Raw genomic sequence first — 24,522 nt, forward strand, 5'->3', positions numbered from 1 at the left:
GCCGCCCCCGTCCCCCTGTGCCTTCGCTGAGCTGATGGAGAAGTGACGTTCGATGTCGAGTGCTGAAGTGTCGAGTACCGGAGCGCCGAGTACCGGAACGCCGAGTACGGAAGCCAAGCTCCGTCAGTACCTGAAGCGGGTCACAGTGGACCTCGGCCAGGCCCGCCAGCGCCTGCGCGAGGTGGAAGAGCGGGCCCAGGAGCCGATCGCCATCGTCTCCATGGCGTGCCGGTTCCCGGGCGACACCCGTACGCCCGAAGCCCTGTGGGACCTGGTAGCCGCGGGCGGCGACGCCGTCGGCGACTTCCCCACCAACCGGGGCTGGGACCTGGAGAACCTCTACCACCCGGACCCCGAACACCCCGGGACCAGCTACGTGCGCCGCGGCGGCTTCCTCCACGACGCCCCCGGCTTCGACGCCTCGTTCTTCGGGATCTCCCCGCGCGAGGCCCTGGCGATGGACCCGCAGCAACGCGTACTCATGGAGACGGCCTGGCAGCTCCTCGAGCGGGCCGGTATCGACCCCGCGTCCCTGAAGCTGACGCCCACCGGCGTCTACATCGGCGCGGGCGTCCTCGGATTCGGCGGCGCGCAGCCCGACAAGGCGGTGGAGGGCCACCTCCTGACCGGCAACGCGCTGAGCGTCCTGTCCGGCCGTATCTCCTTCACGCTCGGCCTGGAGGGTCCGTCGGTCAGCGTCGACACGGCGTGCTCCTCCTCGCTGGTGTCGATGCACCTCGCGGCCCAGGCCCTGCGGCAGGGCGAGTGCGACCTGGCCATGGCGGGCGGCGTGACCATCATGTCGACGCCGGGCGCGTTCACGGAGTTCTCCCGCCAGGGCGCGCTGTCCCCCGACGGGCGCTCCAAGGCGTTCGCGGCATCGGCCGACGGCACCGGCTTCTCCGAGGGCGCGGGACTGCTCCTCCTGGAGCGCCTCTCCGACGCGCGCCGCAACGGCCACGAGGTCCTCGCGGTCATCCGCGGCTCGGCCGTCAACCAGGACGGCGCGAGCAACGGTCTGACCGCGCCCAACGGCCCCTCCCAGGAGCGCGTCATCCGTGCCGCCCTCGCCAACGCGGGCCTGGGCGCCGCGGAAGTCGACGCGGTCGAGGCCCACGGCACCGGTACGAGGCTCGGCGACCCCATCGAGGCCGGCGCCCTGCACGCCACCTACGGGCGCGAACGCGACGACGACCACCCGCTGTGGCTCGGCTCGGTCAAGTCCAACATCGGGCACCCGCAGGGCGCCGCGGGTGTCGCGGGCGTCATCAAGATGGTCATGGCGCTGCGGCGCGAACTGCTGCCCGTCACGCTGTACGTCGATGAGCCGACCCCGCACGTCGACTGGTCCTCCGGCACGGTCAGGCTGCTAACCGAGCCGGTCCAGTGGAAGCGCGGCGAACGTCCGCGCCGTGCGGGCGTGTCCGCGTTCGGCATGTCGGGGACGAACGCGCACGTGATCCTGGAGGAGGCACCGGAGGCACCGGAGGCGCCCGATGAACTCGCTCCTCGACCCGCAGCCGATGTCGCGGCGCGGGAACAGTCCGCGGCCGCCGTCGTCCCATGGGTCGTCTCCGCGCGCGGTGAGGACGCGCTGCGCGCGCAGGCCGCGCTGCTGGCCGCGCACGTCGACGACGACCGGCGGCAGGCCCCGCCCACGGACGTCGGATGGTCGCTCGCCACGACACGCTCGGTGTTCGAGAACCGTGCCGTCGTCGTCGGCACGGACCACGCCGCACTCCTCGACGGACTGCGGTCGCTGGCCGACGGCGAGGCGTCGCCGGACGTCGTCTCGGGAGCGGCCGGCGCCACGGGGCCCGGCCCGGTCATGGTGTTCCCCGGGCAGGGCGGCCAGTGGGTGGGCATGGGCGCCCGGCTCCTGGACGAGTCCCCGGTGTTCGCCGCCCGCATCGCCGAGTGCGAGCAGGCCCTGTCCGCGTACGTCGACTGGTCCCTGACCGACATGCTGCGCGGGGACGGGTCCGAACTGTCCCGCATCGACGTCGTCCAGCCCGTGCTGTGGGCCGTCATGGTGGCCCTCGCCGCCGTCTGGGCCGACCAGGGCATCGAACCCGCCGCTGTCGTCGGCCACTCGCAGGGCGAGATCGCCGCGGCGTGCGTCGTGGGCGCCATCTCCCTGGACGAGGCGGCGCGCATCGTGTCCGTCCGCAGTGTCCTGCTGCGGACGCTGTCCGGGCGCGGCGGCATGGCGTCCCTGGGCATGAGCCAGGAGCAGGCCGCCGAGCTGATCGATGGGCATCCGGGCGTGGTCGTCGCCGCCGTCAACGGCCCTTCCTCCACGGTCATTTCCGGCCCGCCCGAGGGCATCGAGGCCGTCGTCGCCGACGCCCAGGAGCGCGGGCTGCGGGCCCGTGCCGTCGCCTCCGACGTCGCGGGGCACGGCCCGCAGCTGGACGCGATCCTGGACGAGCTGACCGACAAGCTCGCCGGTATCCGTCCCGCCGCGACCGACGTGGCGTTCTACTCCACCGTCACCGCGGCACACCTCACCGACACCACCGTCCTGGACACCGCGTACTGGGTGCGCAACGTCCGCCGTACCGTGCGCTTCGCCGACACCATCGACGCGCTGCTCGCCGACGGCTACCGCCTGTTCATCGAGGCCAGCCCGCACCCCGTCCTCAACCTCGCCCTGGAAAGCATCGTCGAACGGGCGGACGTGTCCGCCTCCGTCATCCCCACCCTCCGCCGCGACCACGGCGACACCGCTCAACTCGCCCGCGCCGCCGCCCAGGCGTTCACGGCGGGCGCGGACGTCGACTGGCGCCGCTGGTTCCCGGCCGACCCCGCCCCCCGTACCGTCGACCTCCCCACCTACGCCTTCCAGCGGCAGGACTTCTGGATCACCCCCACCGCCGGACGTTCCGGCGACCCCGCGGGACTCGGCCTCGCCGCGTCGGGGCACCCCCTCCTCGGCGCCTCCGTGGGCCTCGCGAGCGGCGACGTACACCTGCTGAGCGGCCGGGTGTCGCGGCAGTCGGCCGCGTGGCTGGACGACCACGTGGTGGCCGGGCACGCGCTGGTGCCCGGCGCCGCCCAGGTGGAGTGGGTGCTGCGCGCCGCCGACGAGGCGGGCTGCCCGGCCCTGGAAGAACTGACGCTTCAGACACCGCTCGTCCTGCCCGACGCCGGAGGCCTGCGGATTCAGGTCGTCGTGGACGCGGCCGACACGGACGGCCGTCGCGACGTACGGCTGTTCTCCCGCCTCGACGACACCGACTCCGACGACGCCTTCGCGTCGGACCGGCCGTGGACCTGCCACGCCACGGGTGCCCTCGGCCCCGAGAGGCCCTCCGAGAGGCCCTCCGAGGAGGTCCTCGGGGACGCGGAGCCCGAGCCCTTGGACGGCGCCTGGCCCCCGTCCGGCGCCGAGCCCGTGTCCCCCGACGACCTCTACGCGCAGGCCGACCGCACCGGCTACGGCTACGGCCCCGCCTTCCGCGGCGTACGCGCCCTGTGGCGCCACGGCAGGGACGTCCTTGCCGAGGTGACACTGCCGGAGGAGGCCGGCGACCCGGACGGCTTCGGCATCCACCCGGCGCTGCTCGACGCGGTTCTGCAACCCGCGGCCCTGTTGCTGCCGCCCACCGAATCCGCGCAGGTCTGGCTGCCGTTCGCATGGAACGACGTGGTCCTGCACGCCGTACGGGCCACCGCGGTCCGGGTACGCCTCACGCTGCTCGGCGAGCGCGTCGACCAAGGCCTGCGGATCGATGTCGCCGACGCGGTGGGCGCGCCGGTGCTCACCGTCCGCGATCTGCGCTCACGCCCGACCGATACCGAACGCCTCGCCGCGGCGGGCGTCCGCGAACGGCACGGGCTGTTCGACCTGAAGTGGCTCGCGCCGGACCACGCGGGCGGTCACGAGGTGTACGGCACCCTCGACAGCGCGCCCGACAGCTGGGTGACCCTGGGTGAGGACGTCGCCGACCTCACCGCTCTCCTGACGTCCATCGAGTCCGGCGCTCCGACGCCGCCGCTCGTCGCGGCCTCCGTCGCGCCCGCCCCGGCCGACGACGGCCTGGCTCTCGCCACCCACGTACTCGACCTCGTACAGGCCTGGCTGGCCGTACCGCTGCACGACAGCCGTCTGGTGCTGGTGACGCGGGGAGCAGTGGCATACGACGGGAACGGGAATGGGAATGGGGGCGGGTGCGGCGACGGCGATGTGGACGTGGCCGCCGCGGCCGTGTGGGGGCTGGTCCGCAGCGCCCAGTCGGAGAACCCCGACCGCTTCACGCTGATCGACCTCGGCCCCGACGACACGCTCGCCGACGCCATGGACGCGGTACGCCTCGATGAGCCCCAACTCGCGTTCCACCACGGAGAGATACGGGTCCCAAGGCTGATCCGAGCCGCACAGGACGGCCGGGCGGGCGAAGGGGTGAGTGAAAAGCAGACGCAGCTCGACCCCGACGGCACGGTCCTCATCACGGGCGGATCCGGCGTGCTCGGCCGACTGGTCGCCGAACACCTCGTCAGGGAGTGGGGCGTACGCCACCTGCTGCTGGCGAGCCGACGCGGCGACCGGACACCAAACAGCGACGAACTCCGCATGCTCCTCACGGAGTTGGGCGCCACCACCGTGGACATCGCGGCGGCAGACGTCGCCGACGCGGAAGCGGTCGCGGCCCTGATCGCGTCGGTGGACCCGGCGCGCCCGCTGACCGGTGTGATCCATGCCGCCGGTGTCCTGGACGATGCCGTGGTCACCGCGCAGACCCACGAGAGTCTCGCGCGGGTGTGGGCGGCGAAGGCGACGGCGGCACGCCTGCTCCACGAGGCGACGCGGGAGATCCCGCTCGGCCTCTTCGCGGTCTTCTCCTCGGCGGCGGCGTCCCTCGGCAGCCCGGGCCAGGCCAACTACGCTGCGGCCAACGCCTATTGCGACGCCCTGATGCAGCACCGCCGCGCCCATGAACTCGCGGGCCTGTCGATCGCCTGGGGTCTGTGGCGGGCGACGAGCGGCATGACCGGACAGCTGAGCGACACGGACCTGGCACGCATGAAGCGCACCGGCTTCGCCGCGCTGACCGACGAGGGCGGCCTCGCCCTGCTCGACGCGGCCCGCGCCCACGACCACGCCTACGTGGTCGCGGCCGACCTCGACCCGCGCGCCGTGACCGACGGCCTCTCCCCGCTCCTGCGCACCCTCACCGCCCCCGCCACGCGACGGCGGGTGGCCTCCGAGGGCCTCGCCGACGGAGCGCTGGCCGCACGCCTCGTGGGCCTAGACGAGGACGGGCGCCTTGAACTGCTCACCGGTGTCGTACGCGAGTACGTCGCCGCCGTCCTCGGCCACGGCTCCGCGTCCCGCGTGAGCGTCGACACCGCCTTCAAGGACCTGGGCTTCGACTCGCTGACCGCGGTGGAGCTGCGCAACCGCCTCTCGGCCGCCTGCGACGTACGGTTGCCCGCCACGCTCATCTTCGACCACCCGACCCCGCAGGCCCTCGCGACCCACCTGGTCCATCGCCTCGCGGGCACCTCGGTGCCCGCGCCGACACCCGCCGCCCCTCGCCGCCGCCCCGCGACGACCGACTCCGCGGACATCGACGACCCGGTGGCGATCGTCGCCATGACCTGCCGTTTCCCCGGCGGTGTCAGCTCCGCCGACGACCTGTGGGACCTGCTCGACTCCCGTACGGACGCGATGGGCGGATTCCCCACGGATCGCGGCTGGGACCTCGGCCGCCTCTTCCATCCGGACCCCGAACACACCGGCACCACCTACGCCGACCAGGGTGGATTCCTGCCCGACGCGGGTGATTTCGATGCGGCGTTCTTCGGGATCAATCCGCGGGAGGCGTTGGCGATGGATCCGCAGCAGCGTCTGTTGCTGGAGGCGTCGTGGGAGGTGTTCGAGCGTGCGGGCATCGACCCGACGACGCTGAAGGGCAGCCTGACCGGCACGTACGTCGGCCTGATGAACCACGATTACGCAAAGTCCTTCCCCGAGGCCGACGCCCAGCTGGAGGGCTACGCCTACCTGGCGAGCACCGGCAGCATGGTGTCCGGCCGCGTCGCCTACACCTTCGGCCTTGAGGGCCCTGCGGTGACGGTCGACACGGCGTGCTCGTCGTCGCTGGTCTCCATCCATCTGGCGGCCCAGGCGCTGCGCCAGGGCGAGTGCGACCTGGCCCTCGCGGGTGGCGTCACCGTCATGGCCGACCCGGACATGTTCGCGGGCTTCGCCCGTCAACGGGGCCTGTCACCCGACGGCCGCTGCAAGCCGTACGCGGCCGCGGCCGACGGAGTCGGATTCTCCGAGGGTGTCGGCGTGCTGCTGCTGGAGCGGTTGTCGGACGCGCGCCGCAATGGGCATCGGGTTCTGTCGGTGGTGCGGGGTTCTGCGGTGAATCAGGACGGTGCGAGTAATGGTCTGACGGCGCCGAATGGTCCGTCGCAGGAGCGGGTGATTCGGCAGGCGTTGGCGAGTGGCCGGTTGGTGGCTGCTGATGTGGATGTGGTGGAGGGGCACGGGACGGGGACGACGCTGGGTGATCCGATCGAGGCGCAGGCGTTGCTGGCGACGTATGGGCAGGGGCGTTCGGTGGGTCGGCCGGTGTGGTTGGGGTCGGTGAAGTCGAATATTGGTCATACGCAGGCGGCTGCGGGTGTTGCGGGTGTCATCAAGATGGTGATGGCGATGCGGCATGGTGTGGTGCCGGCGAGTTTGCATGTGGATGAGCCGACGCCGCATGTGGATTGGGGTTCGGGTGCGGTGCGGTTGGCGGGGGAGGCGGTGCCGTGGCCGGATGCTGATCGTGGGGTTCGTCGTGCGGGTGTGTCGTCGTTCGGTGCGTCGGGGACCAATGCGCATGTGATCGTGGAGCACGTTCCCGAGCCTGCTGGCGAGCCGGTGGTTGCGGCAGACGACGACGGTGCGTTGGTGCCGTGGGTGGTGTCGGCGCGGAGCCCGCGGGCGCTGCGTGGCCAGGCACGCCGACTGAGCACCTTCGCCGAGGATGTGTCCCGCGCACCGCTCACCGAAGTGGGCTGGTCGCTACTCGGCACGCGTGCGCTGCACGAGCGCCGGGCCGTGGTGCTGGCCGCGGACCGCGCCGAGCTGGTGGCCGGACTTGATGCGCTGGCGGCGGGAGAGCCGCATCCTGCGCTGATCGTGCCGTCCTCGTCGCAGTTGCCGGTGGGCGATGACGTGGTCTGGCTGTTCAGTGGTCAGGGCAGTCAGGTGGTGGGGATGGGGGCCGGGTTGTATGAGCGGTTCCCTGTGTTCGCGGAGGCCTTTGACGAGGTGTGCGGGCTGTTGGATGTGGAGTTGGGTGGTTCGGTTCGGGAGGTGGTGTTCGAGGGGCCGCGGGAGCGGTTGGATCACACGGTGTGGGCGCAGGCGGGGTTGTTCGCGCTCCAGGTGGGTTTGGCGAGGTTGTGGGTGTCGGTGGGTGTGCGGCCGGATGTGGTCGTCGGGCACTCGGTCGGGGAGATCGCGGCGGCGCATGTTGCGGGGGTCTTCAGTCTGGCGGATGCGTGCCGGGTGGTGGGTGCGCGGGCGCGGTTGATGGGTGCGTTGCCCGAGGGCGGTGCGATGTGTGCGGTGCAGGCCACGCGGGAGGAGCTGGCGGCGGACGTTGACGGTTCTGGCGTGAGCGTCGCGGCGGTCAACACCCCTGACTCCACTGTCATTTCGGGTCCGGTGGTTGAGGTCGAGAGGGTCGTCGCGCTGTGGCGGGAGAAGGGGCGTAAGACCAAGGCGTTGTCGGTGAGTCATGCCTTCCATTCGGTGTTGATGGAGCCGATGCTCGCGGACTTCACCGAGGCGATACGTGGGGTGGAGTTCGCGGAGCCGACGATTCCGCTGATCAGCAACGTCACGGGTGAGGAGGCCGGGGCTGAGATCACGGCTTCGGGGTACTGGGCCAGGCATGTGCGGCAAGCCGTCCTCTTCCAGCCCGCCATCGCCCAAGTCGCGGACCGTGCGGGCGTGTTCGTGGAGCTGGGCCCCGCCCCCGTCCTGGCCACCGCCGCTCAGCGCACGCTCGATGACGTCGCTGATACGCGAGGAGGGTTCGAGCCCGTCGTCACCGCCTCCCTGCACGCGGGCCTGCCGGATGACGTCGCCTTCGCGCAGGCCATGGCCCGTCTCCACGCCGGCGGTGTGGACGTGGACTGGTCGGTCTTCTTCCCTGCTGGTCCGGCGCCTCGCACGGTCGAGTTGCCCACGTATGCGTTCCAGCGGGAGCGGTTCTGGTTGGCGGGGCGTGCGGGGAGTGGGGATGCGGCGGGGCTGGGTTTGGTGGCGGCGGGGCATCCGTTGCTCGGTGCGGCGGTGGAGTTCGCCGACCGGGGTGGTTGCCTGTTGACGGGGCGGCTGTCGCGTTCCGGGGTCTCGTGGCTTGCTGATCACGAGGTCGGCGGGGCTGTGCTGGTGCCGGGTGCGGCGTTGGTGGAGTGGGCGTTGCGGGCCGGTGATGAGGTCGGTTGCGCGACGCTGGATGAGTTGATGTTGCAGGCGCCTGTGGTGGTGCCTGAGACGGCCGGGCTGCGTGTGCAGGTTGTTGTGGACGAGGCGGGTGAGGATGGGCGGCGTGGCATACACGTCTACAGCCGCCCGGACGTCGACGCCTCCACGGTGCTGGACGGTGACGACTCGTGGGTCTGCCACGCCACCGGCCTACTCGCCCCCGAAAGCCCCCTTGCGGTAGGCGAGATGGCCGGGGCCTGGCCGCCGGTCGACGCTGAGCCGTTGGGCGTGGAGGGGTTCTACGCGACGGCAGCGGCGGACGGCTACGGGTACGGCCCGGCGTTCCAAGGCCTCCAGGCCGTATGGCGGCACGGTCAGGATCTGCTGGCCGAGGTCGCCCTTCCGGAGGCCGCCGGTACGCACGACGGCTACGGCATCCACCCCGCCCTCCTCGACGCCGCCCTCCACCCTCTCCTCGTCTCGCGCCTCCAGGAGAATTCCGGGGACGATCAGCTCTACGTGCCGTTCGCGTGGACCGGGGTGTCTCTGCGGGCCGTGGGTGCCACGACCGTCCGTGTGCGCCTGCGCCCGGCCGGGGAGAGCGCCGAGCACGGGGTGAGCGTGACGGTCACGGATGCGACCGGCGGTCTCGTCCTGAGTGCCGATGCCTTGCAGACACGTCCCGTGCAGCGAGGGCAGCTCGTCGCCGCCCAACAGCGCGACGTACGCGGGCTGTTCGCGGTGGAGTGGACGCCACTGATGCTTCCGTCGTCCTTGGAGGGCGCGGGAGTTGGCAGTGAGTGGGTCGCGCTGTCGGGCGAGGGCGGCGGCCTGGCCGGTGTGGTGTCGGTGGTGGGTGACGTGGCGCCGTGGGCGGTGCTGGCGCCTGTTGATGCCTCCGGTGGTGATGGGTTGCGGGTTGCCGAGGGTGTGTTGTCGTTGGTGCAGGAGTTCCTGGCCGCGTCCGAGTTGGAAGAGTCTCGGCTCCTCGTCGTCACCCGCTCTGCTGTCGATACGTCTGGTGACGGCGATGTGGACGCTTCCGCGGCTGCGGTGTGGGGGCTTGTGCGCAGTGCGCAGTCGGAGAACCCGGGCCGTTTCGTCCTGCTCGACATCGATGGCGACTTGCGCGCGGACGATCCCGACGTGGTACTGCCGCAGTCTCTGCTGCGTCAGGCCGTCGAAGACCTCGGCGAGCCCCAACTCGCCCTCTGTGACGGGGTACTGCACATCCCTCGCCTCACCCGGGCGCGCCGCTCCTCCGGCATCGTCGCTCCGCCCGGCGAGGCGGCCTGGCGTCTGCGGATGGTGAACGACGGCTCGCTGGACGACCTCGCGGCGGTCGCCTGCCCGGAGGTGCTCGAACCCCTGGCGTCCGGACAGGTCCGGCTCTCGGTGCACGCCGCGGGCATCAACTTCCGTGACGTGCTCGTCGCGTTGGGCATGGTCCCCGCGTACGGAGCCATGGGTGGTGAAGGCGCCGGTGTCGTGACGGAGGTCGGGCCCGGCGTGACGCACCTGTCGGTCGGCGACCGGGTGATGGGCGTGTTCGAGGGCGCGTACGGGCCCGTGGCGATCGCCGATGCGCGGATGGTCGCGCCGGTGCCGCGGGGCTGGGACATGCGGGAGGTGGCCGGTATGCCGGCGGCGTTCCTCACCGCTTGGTACGGGCTTGTCGAGCTGGCCGGGTTGAAGGCGGGCGAGCGCGTGTTGATCCATGCCGCTACGGGTGGTGTGGGGATGGCGGCGGTGCAGATCGCCAGGCACCTCGGTGCTGAAGTGTTCGCCACCGCGAGTCCGGCCAAGCACGGCGTGCTGGAGGAGATGGGGATCGACGCCGCCCACCGTGCTTCCTCCCGGGACCTCGCCTTCGAGGACGTGTTCCATCAGGCCACCGACGGCCGAGGTGTCGATGTCGTACTGAACAGCCTCGCCGGAGAGTTCATCGATGCCTCCCTGCGGTTGCTGGGGGAGGACGGGGGTCGGTTCCTGGAGATGGGCAAGACCGACGTACGGGCTGCTGAGGAGGTGGGCGCGGAGTACCCGGGCGTCACGTACACCGTCTACGACCTGGTCGGCGATGCCGGGCCCGAACGTGTCGGCCGCATGCTGGACCAGCTCGGCGAGTTGTTCGCCTCAGACCGGCTTAAGGCCCTCCCGGTACGTTCCTGGCCGCTGGGCAAGGCGCAGGAGGCGTTCCGGTTCATGAGTCAGGCGAAGCACACGGGCAAGCTGGTGCTGGAGATCCCGCCTGCCCTCGACCCCGAGGGCACGGTGCTGATCACCGGTGGCACCGGCGCGCTGGGGCAGGTCGTGGCGGAGCACCTGGTGCGGGAGTGGGGCGTACGGCATCTGCTGCTGGCGAGTCGACGCGGTCCCGGTGCGCCGGGAAGTACCGAACTGGTCGCTCGGCTCGCGGAGTTGGGTGCAACGGCCGACATCGTCGTGGCTGATGTGAGTGATCCGGTGTCGGTGGCGGAGCTCGTCGGCAAGACGGACCCCTCACATCCGCTGACAGGCGTCGTTCACGCCGCGGGTGTGCTGGAGGACGCGGTGGTGACCGCGCAGACGCGGGGCGGGCTGGGGCGTGTGTGGGCCGCCAAGGCCACCGCGGCGGCGAACTTGCACGAGGCGACCCACGACCTGCGCCTCGGACTGTTCGTCGTGTTCTCCTCCGCGGCGGCGACACTCGGCAGTCCGGGACAGGCCAACTACGCGGCCGCGAACGCGTACTGCGATGCGCTGATGCAGCACCGCAGGGCCCATGGCCAGGCAGGACTCTCGGTCGGATGGGGCCTCTGGGAATCCACGCACGAAAAGACGGGCAACGCTACGGACGGCACGACGGGCGCAGGGGCAGGCGGAAAGACAGGCGGAGTGACAGACGGTATGACCGGCGGTATGACCGGCGGACTCACCTCCACCGACATCGCCCGCATGAGCCGCATCGGCGTCAACGGCATGACCGACGCCCACGGCCTCGCCCTGCTCGACGCCGCGTACCGCAACGGCCGCCCCCACCTGGTGGGATTCAACCTCGACCTGCGCACCCTCGCCACGCACCCCGTGGAGACCAGGCCGGCCCTGCTGCGCGGCCTCGCCGCCCCCACCACGGGCGGAGCGAACAGGCCCACCGCGACGGCGGGCGGGCAGCCCGCGGACCTGGCAGGCCGACTGGCCGCCCTGCCGCCCACCGACCGGCACCACACCCTGGTGCGGCTCATCAGGGAGCAGGCCGCCACCGTCCTCGGGCACCACCCCGACAGCTTCACCCCGGGCAGCACCTTCAAGGAACTCGGCTTCGACTCCCTCACCGCGGTCGAACTGCGCAACCGACTGTCCGCCGCCACCGGCCTCCGTCTTCCCTCCGGGCTCGTCTTCGACCACCCGGACGCCGACGTCCTCGCGGAACACCTCGGCGCGCAGCTCGCCCCCGACGGCGACACGCCCACCGGAGGGCAGGAGGCCACCGACCCGCTCCTCCGCGACCTCGCGAAACTCGAGCACGCCCTGTCCTCCGCCCACGTCGAACACCTCGACGCCGACGCGGTCACGTCCCGGCTGGAATCGCTCCTGTCGAAGTGGAAGTCGGCCAGTGCGGTGCCCGGCTCGGGCAGTACGAAGGAGCAGCTCAAGGTTGCCACGACCGACCAGGTCCTCGACTTCATCGACAAAGAACTGGGTGTGTGAAACGACCGTGCACGGCGCGACAACCACGCTGAAGGCTGGGTGAACTCTCATGGCGAGTGAAGAGGAACTGGTCGACTACCTCAAGCGGGTCGCCGCCGAACTGCACGACACCCGGCAACGTCTGCGTGAGGTGGAGGACCGCAGGCAGGAGCCGGTGGCCGTCGTCGGCATGGCCTGCCGTTTCCCCGGCGGCATCGAGACCCCCGAAGGCCTGTGGGACCTGGTCGCCGCCGGTGACGACGCCATCGAACCCTTCCCCACCGACCGCGGCTGGGACCTGGAGGGCATCTACCACCCGGACCCCGACCACCCCGGAACCTGTTACGTCCGCGAAGGCGGCTTCCTCACCGCCGCCGACCGTTTCGACTCCGACTTCTTCGGGTTCAGCCCGCGCGAGGCGCTGGCCAGCAGCCCGCAACTGCGACTGCTCCTGGAGACGTCCTGGGAGGCACTCGAACGGGCGGGCATCGACCCCGCCTCGCTCAAGGGCAGCCCCACCGGCGTCTACGTCGGCGCCGCCACCACCGGCAACCAGACCCAGGGCGACGCGGGGGGCAGGGCGACGGAGGGCTACGCGGGCACCGCACCCAGCGTCCTCTCGGGCCGTGTCTCCTTCACGCTCGGCCTGGAGGGCCCGGCGGTGACCGTCGAGACAGCCTGCTCCTCCTCGCTGGTGGCGATGCACCTGGCGGCCAACGCGCTGCGCCAGGGCGAGTGCGATCTGGCCCTGGCGGGCGGCGTCACCGTCATGTCCACCCCGGAGGTGTTCACCGGCTTCTCGCGCCAGCGCGGTCTGGCCCCCAACGGCCGCTGCAAGCCGTTCGCGGCAGCGGCCGACGGCACCGGATGGGGCGAGGGCGCGGGCCTGATCCTCCTGGAACGCCTCTCCGACGCCCGCCGCAACGGCCACAACGTCCTCGCGGTCATCCGCGGCTCCGCCATCAACCAGGACGGCGCCAGCAACGGCTTCACCGCACCCAACGGCCCCTCGCAGCGCCGCGTCATCCGCCAGGCACTCGCCGGCGCCAACCTGTCCACGTCGGAGATCGACGTCGTCGAGGCACACGGCACGGGCACCAAACTCGGCGACCCCATCGAGGCCGAGGCGCTCATCGCCACGTACGGCAAGGAGCGCGAGGACGACCGTCCGCTGTGGCTCGGCTCGGTCAAGTCCAACATCGGTCACACGCAGGCCGCGGCGGGCGTGGCGGGTGTCATCAAGATGGTGATGGCGCTGCGACGCGAGCTGCTGCCCGCCACCCTGAACGTCGACGAGCCGACCCCGCACGTCCAGTGGGACGGCGGCGGAGTACGCCTCCTCACCGAGCCCGTGCCGTGGTCGCGCGGCGACCGCCCACGCCGCGCCGGCGTCTCCTCCTTCGGCATCTCGGGCACGAACGCGCACGTCATCCTGGAGGAGGCGCCCGCGGAGTCGGCCGAGGCAGCCGAGGACTCGGAGGCGGTGCGGCCGCCGGAAACGGCGCCGGGTGCGGTGGTGCCGTGGGTCGTTTCCGGACGGTCCGAAGAGGCGTTGCGCGAACAGGCGCGGCGGCTGGGTGAGTTCGTGGCCGGGGATGTGGAGGCGGCGCCGCCCGGAGAGGTTGGCCGGTCGCTGGCCATAGCGCGGTCGGTGTTCGAGCACCGGGCTGTGGTGGTGGGCCGGGACCGGGATGAGCTGGTGGCCGGGGTCGCGGCGCTGGCCGCGGGCGAGGTGTCCGCCGATGTGGTGTCGGGGGTGGCGTCCGGTGATGTGGGTCCTGGACCGGTGTTGGTGTTTCCGGGGCAGGGGTCGCAGTGGGTGGGGATGGGGGCCCAACTGCTGGATGAGTCTTCCGTGTTCGCGGCACGTATCGCCGAGTGCGAGCAGGCGCTTTCCGCGTACGTGGACTGGTCGCTGAGTGAGGTGCTGCGCGGGGACGGGTCCGAACTCTGCCGAGTCGAGGTCGTGCAGCCTGTGTTGTGGGCGGTGATGGTGTCGCTCGCTGCGGTGTGGGCTGATCAGGGGATCGTCCCGGCCGCTGTGATCGGGCACTCGCAGGGCGAGATGGCCGCCGCGTGCGTTGCGGGCGCGCTGTCGCTGGAGGATGCGGCGCGGATCGTGGCGGTACGTAGTGACGCGCTGCGGCAGTTGCAGGGGCACGGCGACATGGCGTCCCTGGGGACCAGTGCCGAGCAGGCCGCGGAGCTGATCGGCGACCTGCCGGACGTGAGCATCGCCGCCGTCAACGGGCCCTCCTCGACCGTCATCTCGGGGCCGCCCGAGCACGTGGCGGCCGTTGTCGCCGAGGCGGAGGCCGCCGGGCTGCGCGCCCGTGTCATCGACGTCGGCTACGCCTCCCACAACCCCCAGATCGACGCACTCCACGACCTCCTCACCGAACGCCTCGCCGACATCCGGCCCGTGTCGACGGACGTGGCGTTCTACTCGACGGTCACGGCCGAACGCCTCGCGGACGCCGCGGCGTTGGACACGGACTACTGGGTGACCAACCTCCGTCAGCAGGTCCGTTTCGCCGACACGGTGGAGGCGCTGCTTGCCGATGGCTACCGGTTGTTCATCGAGGCCAGCGCCCATCCGGTGCTGGGTCTTGGTATGGAGGAGACGATCGAGCGGGCGGATGTGTCCGCCACGGTGGTTCCGACTTTGCGGCGTGATCACGGTGATGTCGCTCAGTTGACCCGTGCTGCCGCGCAGGCGTTCGTGGCGGGTGCGGAGGTCGACTGGCGGCGCTGGTTCCCGGCCGGGCCGACACCTCGTACCGTGGACCTGCCCACGTACGCCTTCCAACGCCGACGCTACTGGCTGCCGGTCGACGGCGTCGGGGATGTGCGTTCCGCGGGGCTGCGGCGGCTGGAACACGCGTTGTTGCCCGCCGCGCTCGGGCTCGCCGACGGTGCGCTCGTACTGACGGGACGGCTCTCGGCGACCGGTGGTGCCGACTGGCTCGCCGACCACGCCGTGGCGGGCACGACGCTCGTCCCCGGCGCCGCACTGGTCGAGTGGGCTCTCCAGGCCGCCGACGAGGCGGGCTGCCCCACCCTGGAGGAGCTGACGCTCCAGGCACCCCTGGTGCTGCCGGGTACCGGAGGCCTTCAGGTCCAAGTCGTCGTGGGCGCGGCCGACGAGCAGGGCGGCCGACGGGAGGTACGGGTCTTCTCGCGCACCGAATCCGAATCCGAATCCGAATCCGCAGGCGCGGGCGCGGGCGCGGGCGCGGGCGCGTTCGATGGTGGGTCGGGCCGGGACGGGGACTGGCTGTGCCACGCGACCGGTGTGCTGAGCCCCGACCCCGGTGACGTACACGATGGGCTGAGCGGACAGTGGCCGCCGACGGACGCCGAACCGGTACAGATCGGTGATCTCTACGAGCGGGCCGCGTCGGCAGGGTACGAGTACGGGCCGTCGTTCCAAGGCCTGCGTGCCGTATGGCGGCAGGGGGATGACCTGCTCGCCGAGGTACAGCTGCCGGAACAGGCGGGCTCGACGGACGGCTTCGGCATCCACCCCGTCCTGCTGGACGCCGCGCTGCACCCGGCGCTGCTCCTCGCCGGGGACACCTCCTCCGACGCGAACCGGACCCCCGATCTCCCGTTCGCGTGGAACGGGGTGTCCCTGTGGGCGACGGGCGCCGCCACCGTACGGGTGCGGCTGACCCCGTACGGAGGCGGGGACGGAGACGGGGACGAGGGTGAAGGCGGTGGCTCGCTGCGCGTGACCGTCGCCGATGCCACGGGTGAGCCCGTGCTCAGCGTGGACTCCCTGGCGCTGCGCCCGGCCGACCCCGAGGTGCTGCGCTCGGCGGGCCGGGTGGGTGGCGTCATCCCCAACCTGTTCACTGTGGAGTGGAACGTGCTGCCACTGGTGCCCTCGGCGCCTTCGGCGGCAGTTGCGGGGGAGAGCGGCGACGGGTGGGTGGTGCTCGGTCAGGAGGCGCCTGCTTGGGCGCATCCGGACACCCCTCAATACGCCGATCTACCGGCGTTGCTGGCCTCCCTGGCCTCCTCGGCCTCCTCGGCCTCCTCGGAAGAGGGGACGCAGGCTCCCGCGACCGTCCTGGTCGAGGCCGCCGTCTCCGCCTCCGCCTCCGGGACGGTCGACGCGCAAGGGCGGGCCGCCGCCGAGCACGTCCTGAGCCTGCTCCGGGAGTGGCTCGCCGAGCCGCGTCTCGCCGAGACCCGGCTCGTACTGGTCACCCATGGCGCGGTGCCTGTGTCCGTACCGGCGTCGATTCCGACGGCCGACGCTGAGGACGACCGCAACCCCGACCCCGGGGCCATCGACGTTCCCGCGGCCGCGCTATGGGGCCTGATACGCGCCGCGCAGGCCGAACACCCGGACCGCTTCGTCCTGTTGGACACGTTGGCCACGTCCGAGACGTCCGAGACGTCCGAGACGGCGGACACGATGGGCGCGGATGCAGCCGTCGTCGCCGCAGCCCTCGCGACCGGCGAGCCCCAGCTGGCCGTGCGGGGGGAAGTCGCACTGGCCCCCCGCCTGGCCCGAGCTACTGCTACCGCAACCGCAACCGCAACCGCCACCGCCACCGGCGATGATTCCGCATCCGACGCACCGAAGACCCCACCCCTCACCCCCCACGGCACCGTCCTCATCGCCGGTGGCACCGGAATGATGGGCGGCCTCGTCGCAGAGCACCTGGTCAGCGCATGGTCGGTACGGCACCTCCTGCTCGTCGGCCGACAAGGCCCCGACGCCCCCGGCGCCCGCGAACTCGCCGACCGGCTCACCGCTCTCGGCGCCGCCGTCCACATCGTCGCGGCCGACCTGACGGACGCGCGAGCCACCGCCGACCTGGTCGCGTCGGTCGACCCCGCGCACCCGCTGACCGGTGTGATCCACGCCGCCGGTGTCCTGGACGACGCCGTGGTCACGGCACAGACCACCGAGCAGCTGGCGAGGGTATGGGCGGCCAAGGCCTCCGTCGCCGCCAACCTGGACGCGGCCACCGCGGACCTGCCGCTCGGTCTCTTCCTCATGTTCTCCTCCGCGGCCGGTGTACTCGGCAACGCGGGCCAGGTCGGCTACGCCGCCGCCAACGCCTTCGTCGACGCCCTGGTAGCTCGCCGCCGCGCGGCAGGCCTGCCGGGCCTGTCGATCGCGTGGGGCCTGTGGGCGCGCGGCAGCGCCATGACCCGCCACCTGGACGACGCCGACCTCGCGCGGCTGCGCGCCAGTGGTGTGAAGCCGCTGCTGGACGAGCAGGGCCTCGCCCTCCTCGACGCGGCACGCGCAGCCGCGACGCGCACCTCGCTGCTGGTCGCGGCGGGCATCGACGTACGCGAACTGTCCACCGATGACGTACCGGCGATCCTGCGCAACCTCACGGGCCGGGCCCGCCGGAAGGCCGCGGCCGACTCCGCCGTGGACAAGGGCGCGCTGGAGCGACGGCTCGCGGGCCTGGACGACACGGAGCGCCGGGCCGCCGTCACCGATGTCGTACGTGAGTGCGTGGCGGCGGTGCTGGGCCACAGGTCGCTCTCAGACGTACGGACCGAGGCCAACTTCAAGGACCTGGGCTTCGACTCGCTCACTGCCGTCCAGCTGCGCAACCGCCTCTCGGCGGCCAGCGGCCTTCGCCTGCCCGCCACACTCGCCTTCGACCATCCCACCCCCCAGGCTCTCGCGGCCTACCTCTGCACCCGCCTGGGCGGAGTGACCGCGGCCCCCGCCGCGCCGGTCGCGCTGCCCGCCGCCACGACGGACGACCCGGTGGTGATCGTCGCCATGGCCTGCAAGTACCCGGGCGGCGTGGCATCGCCCGAAGGACTCTGGGACCTGGTCGCGGCGGGCGTGGACACGGTCGGCGAGTTCCCGACCGGCCGCGGCTGGGACCTGGAACGCCTCTTCCACCCCGACCCGGACCACCCCGGCACCAGCTACGCCGACGAAGGCGCCTTCCTCCCCGACGCGGGTGATTTCGATGCGGCGTTCTTCGGGATCAATCCGCGGGAGGCGTTGGCGATGGATCCGCAGCAGCGTCTGTTGCTGGAGGCGTCGTGGGAGGTGTTCGAGCGTGCGGGCATCGACCCGACGACGCTCAAGGGCAGCCTGACCGGCACGTACGTCGGTGTCATGTACCACGACTACGCGGCCGGCCTGGCCCAGGACGCCCAGCTGGAGGGCTACTCCATGCTCGCCGGTTCCGGCAGCGTGGTCTCCGGCCGGGTCTCCTACACCCTGGGCTTGGAGGGCCCTGCGGTGACGGTCGACACGGCGTGCTCGTCGTCGCTGGTCTCCATCCACCTGGCGGCCCAGGCGCTGCGCCAGGGCGAGTGCAGTCTCGCCCTCGCGGGCGGCGTCACCGTCATGGCGACCCCCGAGGTCTTCACCGGTTTCTCGCGTCAGCGCGGCCTGGCCCCCGACGGCCGCTGCAAGCCGTTCGCGGCCGCGGCGGACGGCACGGGCTGGGGCGAGGGTGTCGGCGTGCTGCTTCTGGAGCGGTTGTCGGACGCGCGCCGGAATGGGCATCGGGTTCTGTCGGTGGTGCGGGGTTCTGCGGTGAATCAGGACGGTGCGAGTAATGGTCTGACGGCGCCGAATGGTCCGTCGCAGGAGCGGGTGATTCGGCAGGCGTTGGCGAGTGGCCGGTTGGTGGCTGCTGATGTGGATGTGGTGGAGGGGCACGGGACGGGGACGACGCTGGGTGATCCGATCGAGGCGCAGGCGTTGCTGGCGACGTATGGGCAGGGGCGTTCGGTGGATCGGCCGGTGTGGTTGGGGTCGGTGAAGTCGAATATTGGTCATACGCAGGCGGCTGCGGGTGTTGCGGGTGTCATCAAGATGGTGATGGCGATGCGGCATGGTGTGGTGCCGGCGAGTTTGCATGTGGATGAGCCGACGCCGCATGTGGATTGGGGTTCGGGTGCGGTGCGGTTGGCGGGGGAGGCGGTGCCGTGGCCGGATGCTGATCGTGGGGTGCGTCGTGCGGGTGTGTCGTCGTTCGGTGCGTCGGGGACCAATGCACATGTGATTGTTGAGTACGTTCCTGAGCCTGAGCCTGGGCCTGCGGATGTGGTGCCGTCGCCGGGGGCTGGGGGAGTTGATGGCGGTGCGCTCGTGCCGTGGTTGGTGTCGGCGCGGAGCCCGCGGGCGTTGCGCGACCAGGCACGCCGCCTGCGCGAGGCAGTGACGGATGACGCGGCTGCGGCGGTACGTGACGTGGGCTGGTCGCTGCTGCGGTCGCGCTCATCGTTCGAGCAGCGCGCTGTGGTGATCGGGTCCGAGCGCCCCGAACTCCTTGCGGGACTCGATGCGTTGTCCGCCGGTGAGGCACATCCGACCTTGACGCGGACCCCAGAGGGCACGCTGGCCCCGAGCGGGAACACGGTCTGGTTGTTCAGTGGTCAGGGCAGTCAGGTGGTGGGGATGGGGGCTGGGTTGTATGAGCGGTTCCCTGTGTTCGCGGCGGCCTTTGACGAGGTGTGCGGGCTGTTGGATGTGGAGTTGGGTGGTTCGGTTCGGGAGGTGGTGTTCGGGGGGCCGCGGGAGCGGTTGGATCACACGGTGTGGGCGCAGGCAGGGTTGTTCGCGCTCCAGGTGGGTTTGGCCAGGTTGTGGGTGTCGGTGGGTGTGCGGCCGGATGTGGTGGTCGGGCACTCGGTCGGGGAGATCGCGGCGGCGTATGTTGCGGGGGTCTTCAGTTTGGCGGATGCGTGCCGGGTGGTGGGTGCGCGGGCGCGGTTGATGGGTGCGTTGCCCGAGGGCGGTGCGATGTGCGCGGTGCAGGCCACGCGGGAGGAGCTGGCGGCGGACCTTGAGGGTTCCGGTGTGAGTGTCGCGGCGGTCAATACCCCTGATTCCACCGTTATTTCGGGCCCTGTGGGTGAGGTGGAGAGGGTTGCTGCGCTGTGGCGGGAGAGGGGGCGTAAGACCAAAGCTCTCTCGGTCAGTCATGCGTTCCACTCGGTGTTGATGGAGCCGATGCTGGCGGAGTTCACCGAGGCGATACGTGGGGTGGAGTTCGCGGCGCCGAAGATTCCGTTGCTGAGCAACGTCTCCGGTACGGAGGCGGGGGCTGAGATCACCGCTCCGGAGTACTGGGCCAAGCATGTGCGGCAAGCGGTCCTCTTCCAGCCCGCGATCGCCGAGGTGGCGTCTCGCGCGGGCGTGTTCGTGGAGCTGGGCCCCGCCCCCGTACTCGTCACCGCCGCCCAGCACACCCTGGACGACCTCGTCGACCCGCAAGCGCCGGAGCCGGTACTCGTCTCCTCACTCGCCGGTGAACGCCCCGACGAGCAGGCGTTCATGGCAGCGATGGCCCGTCTCCACACGGCTGGGGTCGCCGTGGACTGGGCGGCCTTCTTCCCTGCTGACCCGGCGCCTCGCACGGTCGAGTTGCCCACGTATGCGTTCCAGCGGGAGCGGTTCTGGTTGGCGGGGCGTTCGGGGAGTGGGGATGCGGCGGGGCTGGGTTTGGTGGCGGCGGGGCATCCGTTGCTCGGTGCGGCGGTGGAGTTCGCCGACCGGGGTGGTTGCCTGTTGACGGGTCGGCTGTCGCGTTCCGGGGTCTCGTGGCTTGCTGATCACGAGGTCGGCGGGGCTGTGCTGGTGCCGGGTGCGGCGTTGGTGGAGTGGGCGTTGCGGGCCGGTGACGAGGTCGGTTGTGCGACGCTGGATGAGTTGATGTTGCAGGCGCCTGTGGTGGTGCCGGAGACGGCCGGGCTGCGTGTGCAGGTTGTTGTGGACGAGGCGGGTGAGGATGGGCGGCGCGGCATACACGTCTACAGTCGCCCGGACGTCGACGCCTCCACGGTGCTGGACGGTGACGACTCGTGGGTCTGCCACGCCACCGGCCTACTCGCCCCCGAACCCGAGTCCGTAACCGTCGAGGGATCGGCAGCCGGAATGTGGCCCGGAGTGGGCGCCGTGCCGGTGGACCTGGCAGGCTTCTACGAGCGCGTGGCCGACGCGGGCTATGCCTACGGCCCGGCGTTCCGGGGCCTCCAGGCCGTGTGGCGGGACGGCCAGGATCTGCTGGCCGAGGTCGCCCTTCCGGAGGCCGCCGGTACGCACGACGGCTACGGCATCCACCCCGCCCTCCTCGATGCCACCCTCCACCCGGCCCTGCTGCTCGACTGGTCGGACGGGCAGCCGCAGGGCGACGGCAAGGTCTGGCTGCCCTTCACCTGGAACCAGGTGTCCCTGTGGGCCGCGGGGGCCGGCACTGTACGTGTGCGGCTGTCGCCCGGCGAGCACGGCGAGCACGATGAGGCCGAGCGGGACGTACAGGTCATGGTCACCGACACCACCGGGGCGAACGTCCTGAGCGTGGGATCGGTGAAGATGCGGCCCGCCGATCTCAAGCAGTTGCAGTCCGCGCAGACGCAGGACGACGGCCTGTTCACGGTCGACTGGACGCCGCTTCCGGCTCCGCGGGCAGAGATGCCCGACAGTGGTGGTTGGGTTGCGCTCTCGGGCGAGGGCGGCGGCCTGGCCGGTGTGGTGTCGGTGGTGGGTGACGTGGCGCCGTGGGCGGTACTGGCGCCTGTTGATGCCTCCGGTGGTGGTGATGGGTTGAGGGTTGCCGAGGGTGTGTTGTCGTTGGTGCAGGAGTTCCTGGCCGTGCCCGAGTTGGAAGAGTCTCGGCTCCTCGTCGTCACCCGCTCTGCTGTCGACACGAGTGGTGACGGCGATGTGGACGCGTCCGCGGCTGCGGTGTGGGGGCTTGTGCGCAGTGCGCAGTCGGAGAACCCGGGCCGTTTCGTCCTGCTCGACATCGATGACGACTTGCGTGCGGACGACCCCGGCGTGGTGCTGCCGCAGTCTCTGCTGCGCCAAGCCGTCGAAGACCTCGACGAGCCCCAACTCGCCCTCCGTGAGGGAACACTCCTGATCCCGCGACTCGTTCGCTCAAGCGGGGGCGACAGTATCGCCCTGCCCCATGACCGCGCCTGGCGCCTGGACAAGGGGAGCGCCGAGACGCTGGAAAGCGTGGCGCCGGTCGCGTACCCCGAGGTGCTGGAGCCGCTGGGCCCGGGTCAGGTGCGCCTCGGCGTCCACGCCGCGGGCATCAACTTCCGCGACGTCCTGGTCAGCCTCGGCATGGTGCCGGGACAGATCGGCCTGGGCGGCGAGGGCGCCGGTGTCGTGACGGAGGTCGGCCCCGACGTGACGCATCTGTCGGTGGGCGATCGCGTGATGGGCGTACTCCACGGTTCCTTCGGTCCGACGGCTGTCGCGGACACGCGGATGGTCGCGCCGGTCCCGAGGGGCTGGGACATGCGGCAGGCAGCCGGGATGCCGGTCGCGTATCTGACGGCTTGGTACGGCCTGGTCGAGCTGGCCGGTCTGAAGGCGGGCGAGCGCGTGCTGATCCATGCCGCCACGGGTGGCGTGGGGATGGCGGCGGTGCAGATCGCCCGGCACCTCGGTGCTGAGGTGTTCGCCACCGCCAGTCCGGCGAAACACGCCGTCCTGGAGGAGATGGGGATCGACGCCGCCCACCGCGCGTCCTCCCGGGACCTCGCCTTCGAGGACACGTTCCGGCAGGCCACCGACGGCCGAGGCATGGACGTCGTACTCAACAGCCTCACCGGCGAGTTCATCGACGCCTCCCTGCGGTTGCTGGGGGAGGGCGGCGGCCGCTTCCTGGAGATGGGCAAGACCGACCTGCGGGTGCCGGAGGAGGTGGGCGGCGAGTACCCGGGCGTCACGTACACCGTCTACGACCTCGTCACCGACGCCGGGCCGGGCCTCATCGAAGCCATGATGCGAGACCTCGGCGAGAGGTTCACGTCAGGGGCCCTGGCCCCTCTGCCCATACGTTCCTGGCCCTTGGACAGGGCACGTGAGGCGTTCCGGTTCATGAGTCAGGCGAAGCACACGGGCAAGCTGGTGCTGGAGATCCCGCCTGCTCTCGACCCCGAGGGCACGGTGCTGATCACCGGTGGCACCGGCGCGTTGGGGCAGGTCGTGGCGGAGCACCTGGTGCGGGAGTGGGGCGTACGGCATCTGCTGCTGGCGAGCCGACGGGGTCCCGATGCGCCGGGGGCTCACGAACTGGTCGCTCAACTTACTGAGTTGGGTGCTGAAGTGACCCTCGCTGCGGCTGACGTGGGTGATCCGGTGTCGGTGGCGGAGCTCGTCGGCAAGACGGACCCCTCACATCCGCTGACAGGCGTCGTTCACGCCGCGGGTGTGCTGGAGGACGCGGTGGTGACCGCGCAGACGAGGGACGGGCTGGGGCGTGTGTGGGCGGCCAAGGCCACCGCGGCGGTGAATCTGCACGAGGCGACCCGTGACCTGCGCCTTGGTCTGTTCGTCGTGTTCTCCTCCGCGGCGGCGACACTCGGCAGTCCGGGACAGGCCAACTACGCGGCGGCGAACGCGTACTGCGACGCGCTGATGCAGCACCGCAGGGCCCATGGCCAGGCAGGACTCTCGGTCGGATGGGGCCTCTGGGAGGCCTCGCACGACAAGAGCGGCAACGAGACGCGCGGCGAGACCGCCGGAAGGACGGGTGAGACGGCCGGAAGGGCCGGTGAGACGGCCGCAAGGATCGGTGAGACGGCCGCAAGGATCGGAGAGACCGGCGAGACCGACGGTATGACCGGCGGGATGCCCAGCGAAATGGTCGCCGGAATGACCGGCGCCCTCAGCGACGTCGACGTCGCCCGCATGGCCCGCATCGGCGTCAAGGCAATGACCACCGCCCACGGCCTCGCCCTCCTCGACGCCGCCCACCGCCACGGCCGCCCCCACCTGGTGGCCGCCGACCTCAACCCCCGCGCACTCGCCGGCAAACCCGCCGCCGCCCTCCCCCCGCTCCTCCGCGCCTTCGCGGGCGGCCGGGGATCCGCGCGGCCGACCGCCACCACCGCGGCCCGGCAGAACATCGACTGGGCGGGCAAACTGTCCGCGCTCACCACGGAAGAACAGCACCGCACCCTGCTCGACCTGGTGCGGACACACGCCGCGGCCGTCCTCGGACACGCCGGGACCGACGCCGTCCGCGCCGACGCCCCCTTCCAGGACCTCGGCTTCGACTCCCTCACCGCGGTCGAACTGCGCAACCGGCTGTCCGCCGCCACCGGCCTGCGCCTGCCCGCCACGTTCATCTTCCGGCACCCCACCCCGTCGGCCATCGCCGAAGAGCTGCGCACACAGCTGTGCCCGGCGGGCGCCGACCCGTCGGCGCCGCTCTTCGGCGAGCTGGACAAGCTGGAGACCGTGATCGTCGGGCACGCGCACGACGAGGACACGCGCGGCCGCCTCGTGACGCGCCTGCAGAGCCTGCTGTGGCGCCTGGACGACACCGCGAGCGCGGCGGGCGACACCGGCGGGGACGCTGCCGAAAGCGACGACCACGACCTCGAATCCGCGTCGGACGACGAGCTCTTCGAGCTGATCGACCGAGAACTGCCCTCTTGAC

At 71.5% G+C, this 24,522-nt stretch carries 2 protein-coding genes; both read left to right on the forward strand.

Going from position 1 to position 24,522, the window contains the following annotated elements; genetic code table 11:
• Nucleotides 1–67: 67 nt before the first annotated feature.
• Nucleotides 68–12,133 (forward strand): type I polyketide synthase, encoded by a 12,066-nt coding sequence (locus NOO62_RS34880; protein WP_268774782.1) that lies wholly within the window; start codon nt 68–70, stop codon nt 12,131–12,133.
• A 49-nt stretch (nt 12,134–12,182) separates the two neighbouring features.
• A complete protein-coding gene (locus NOO62_RS34885) occupies nt 12,183–24,521 on the forward strand; it encodes a type I polyketide synthase (protein ID WP_268774783.1) in 12,339 nt (4,112 codons plus the stop codon).
• Nucleotide 24,522 lies beyond the last annotated feature (1 nt).

Source organism: Streptomyces sp. Je 1-369, assembly GCF_026810505.1.
GTDB lineage: Bacteria > Actinomycetota > Actinomycetes > Streptomycetales > Streptomycetaceae > Streptomyces.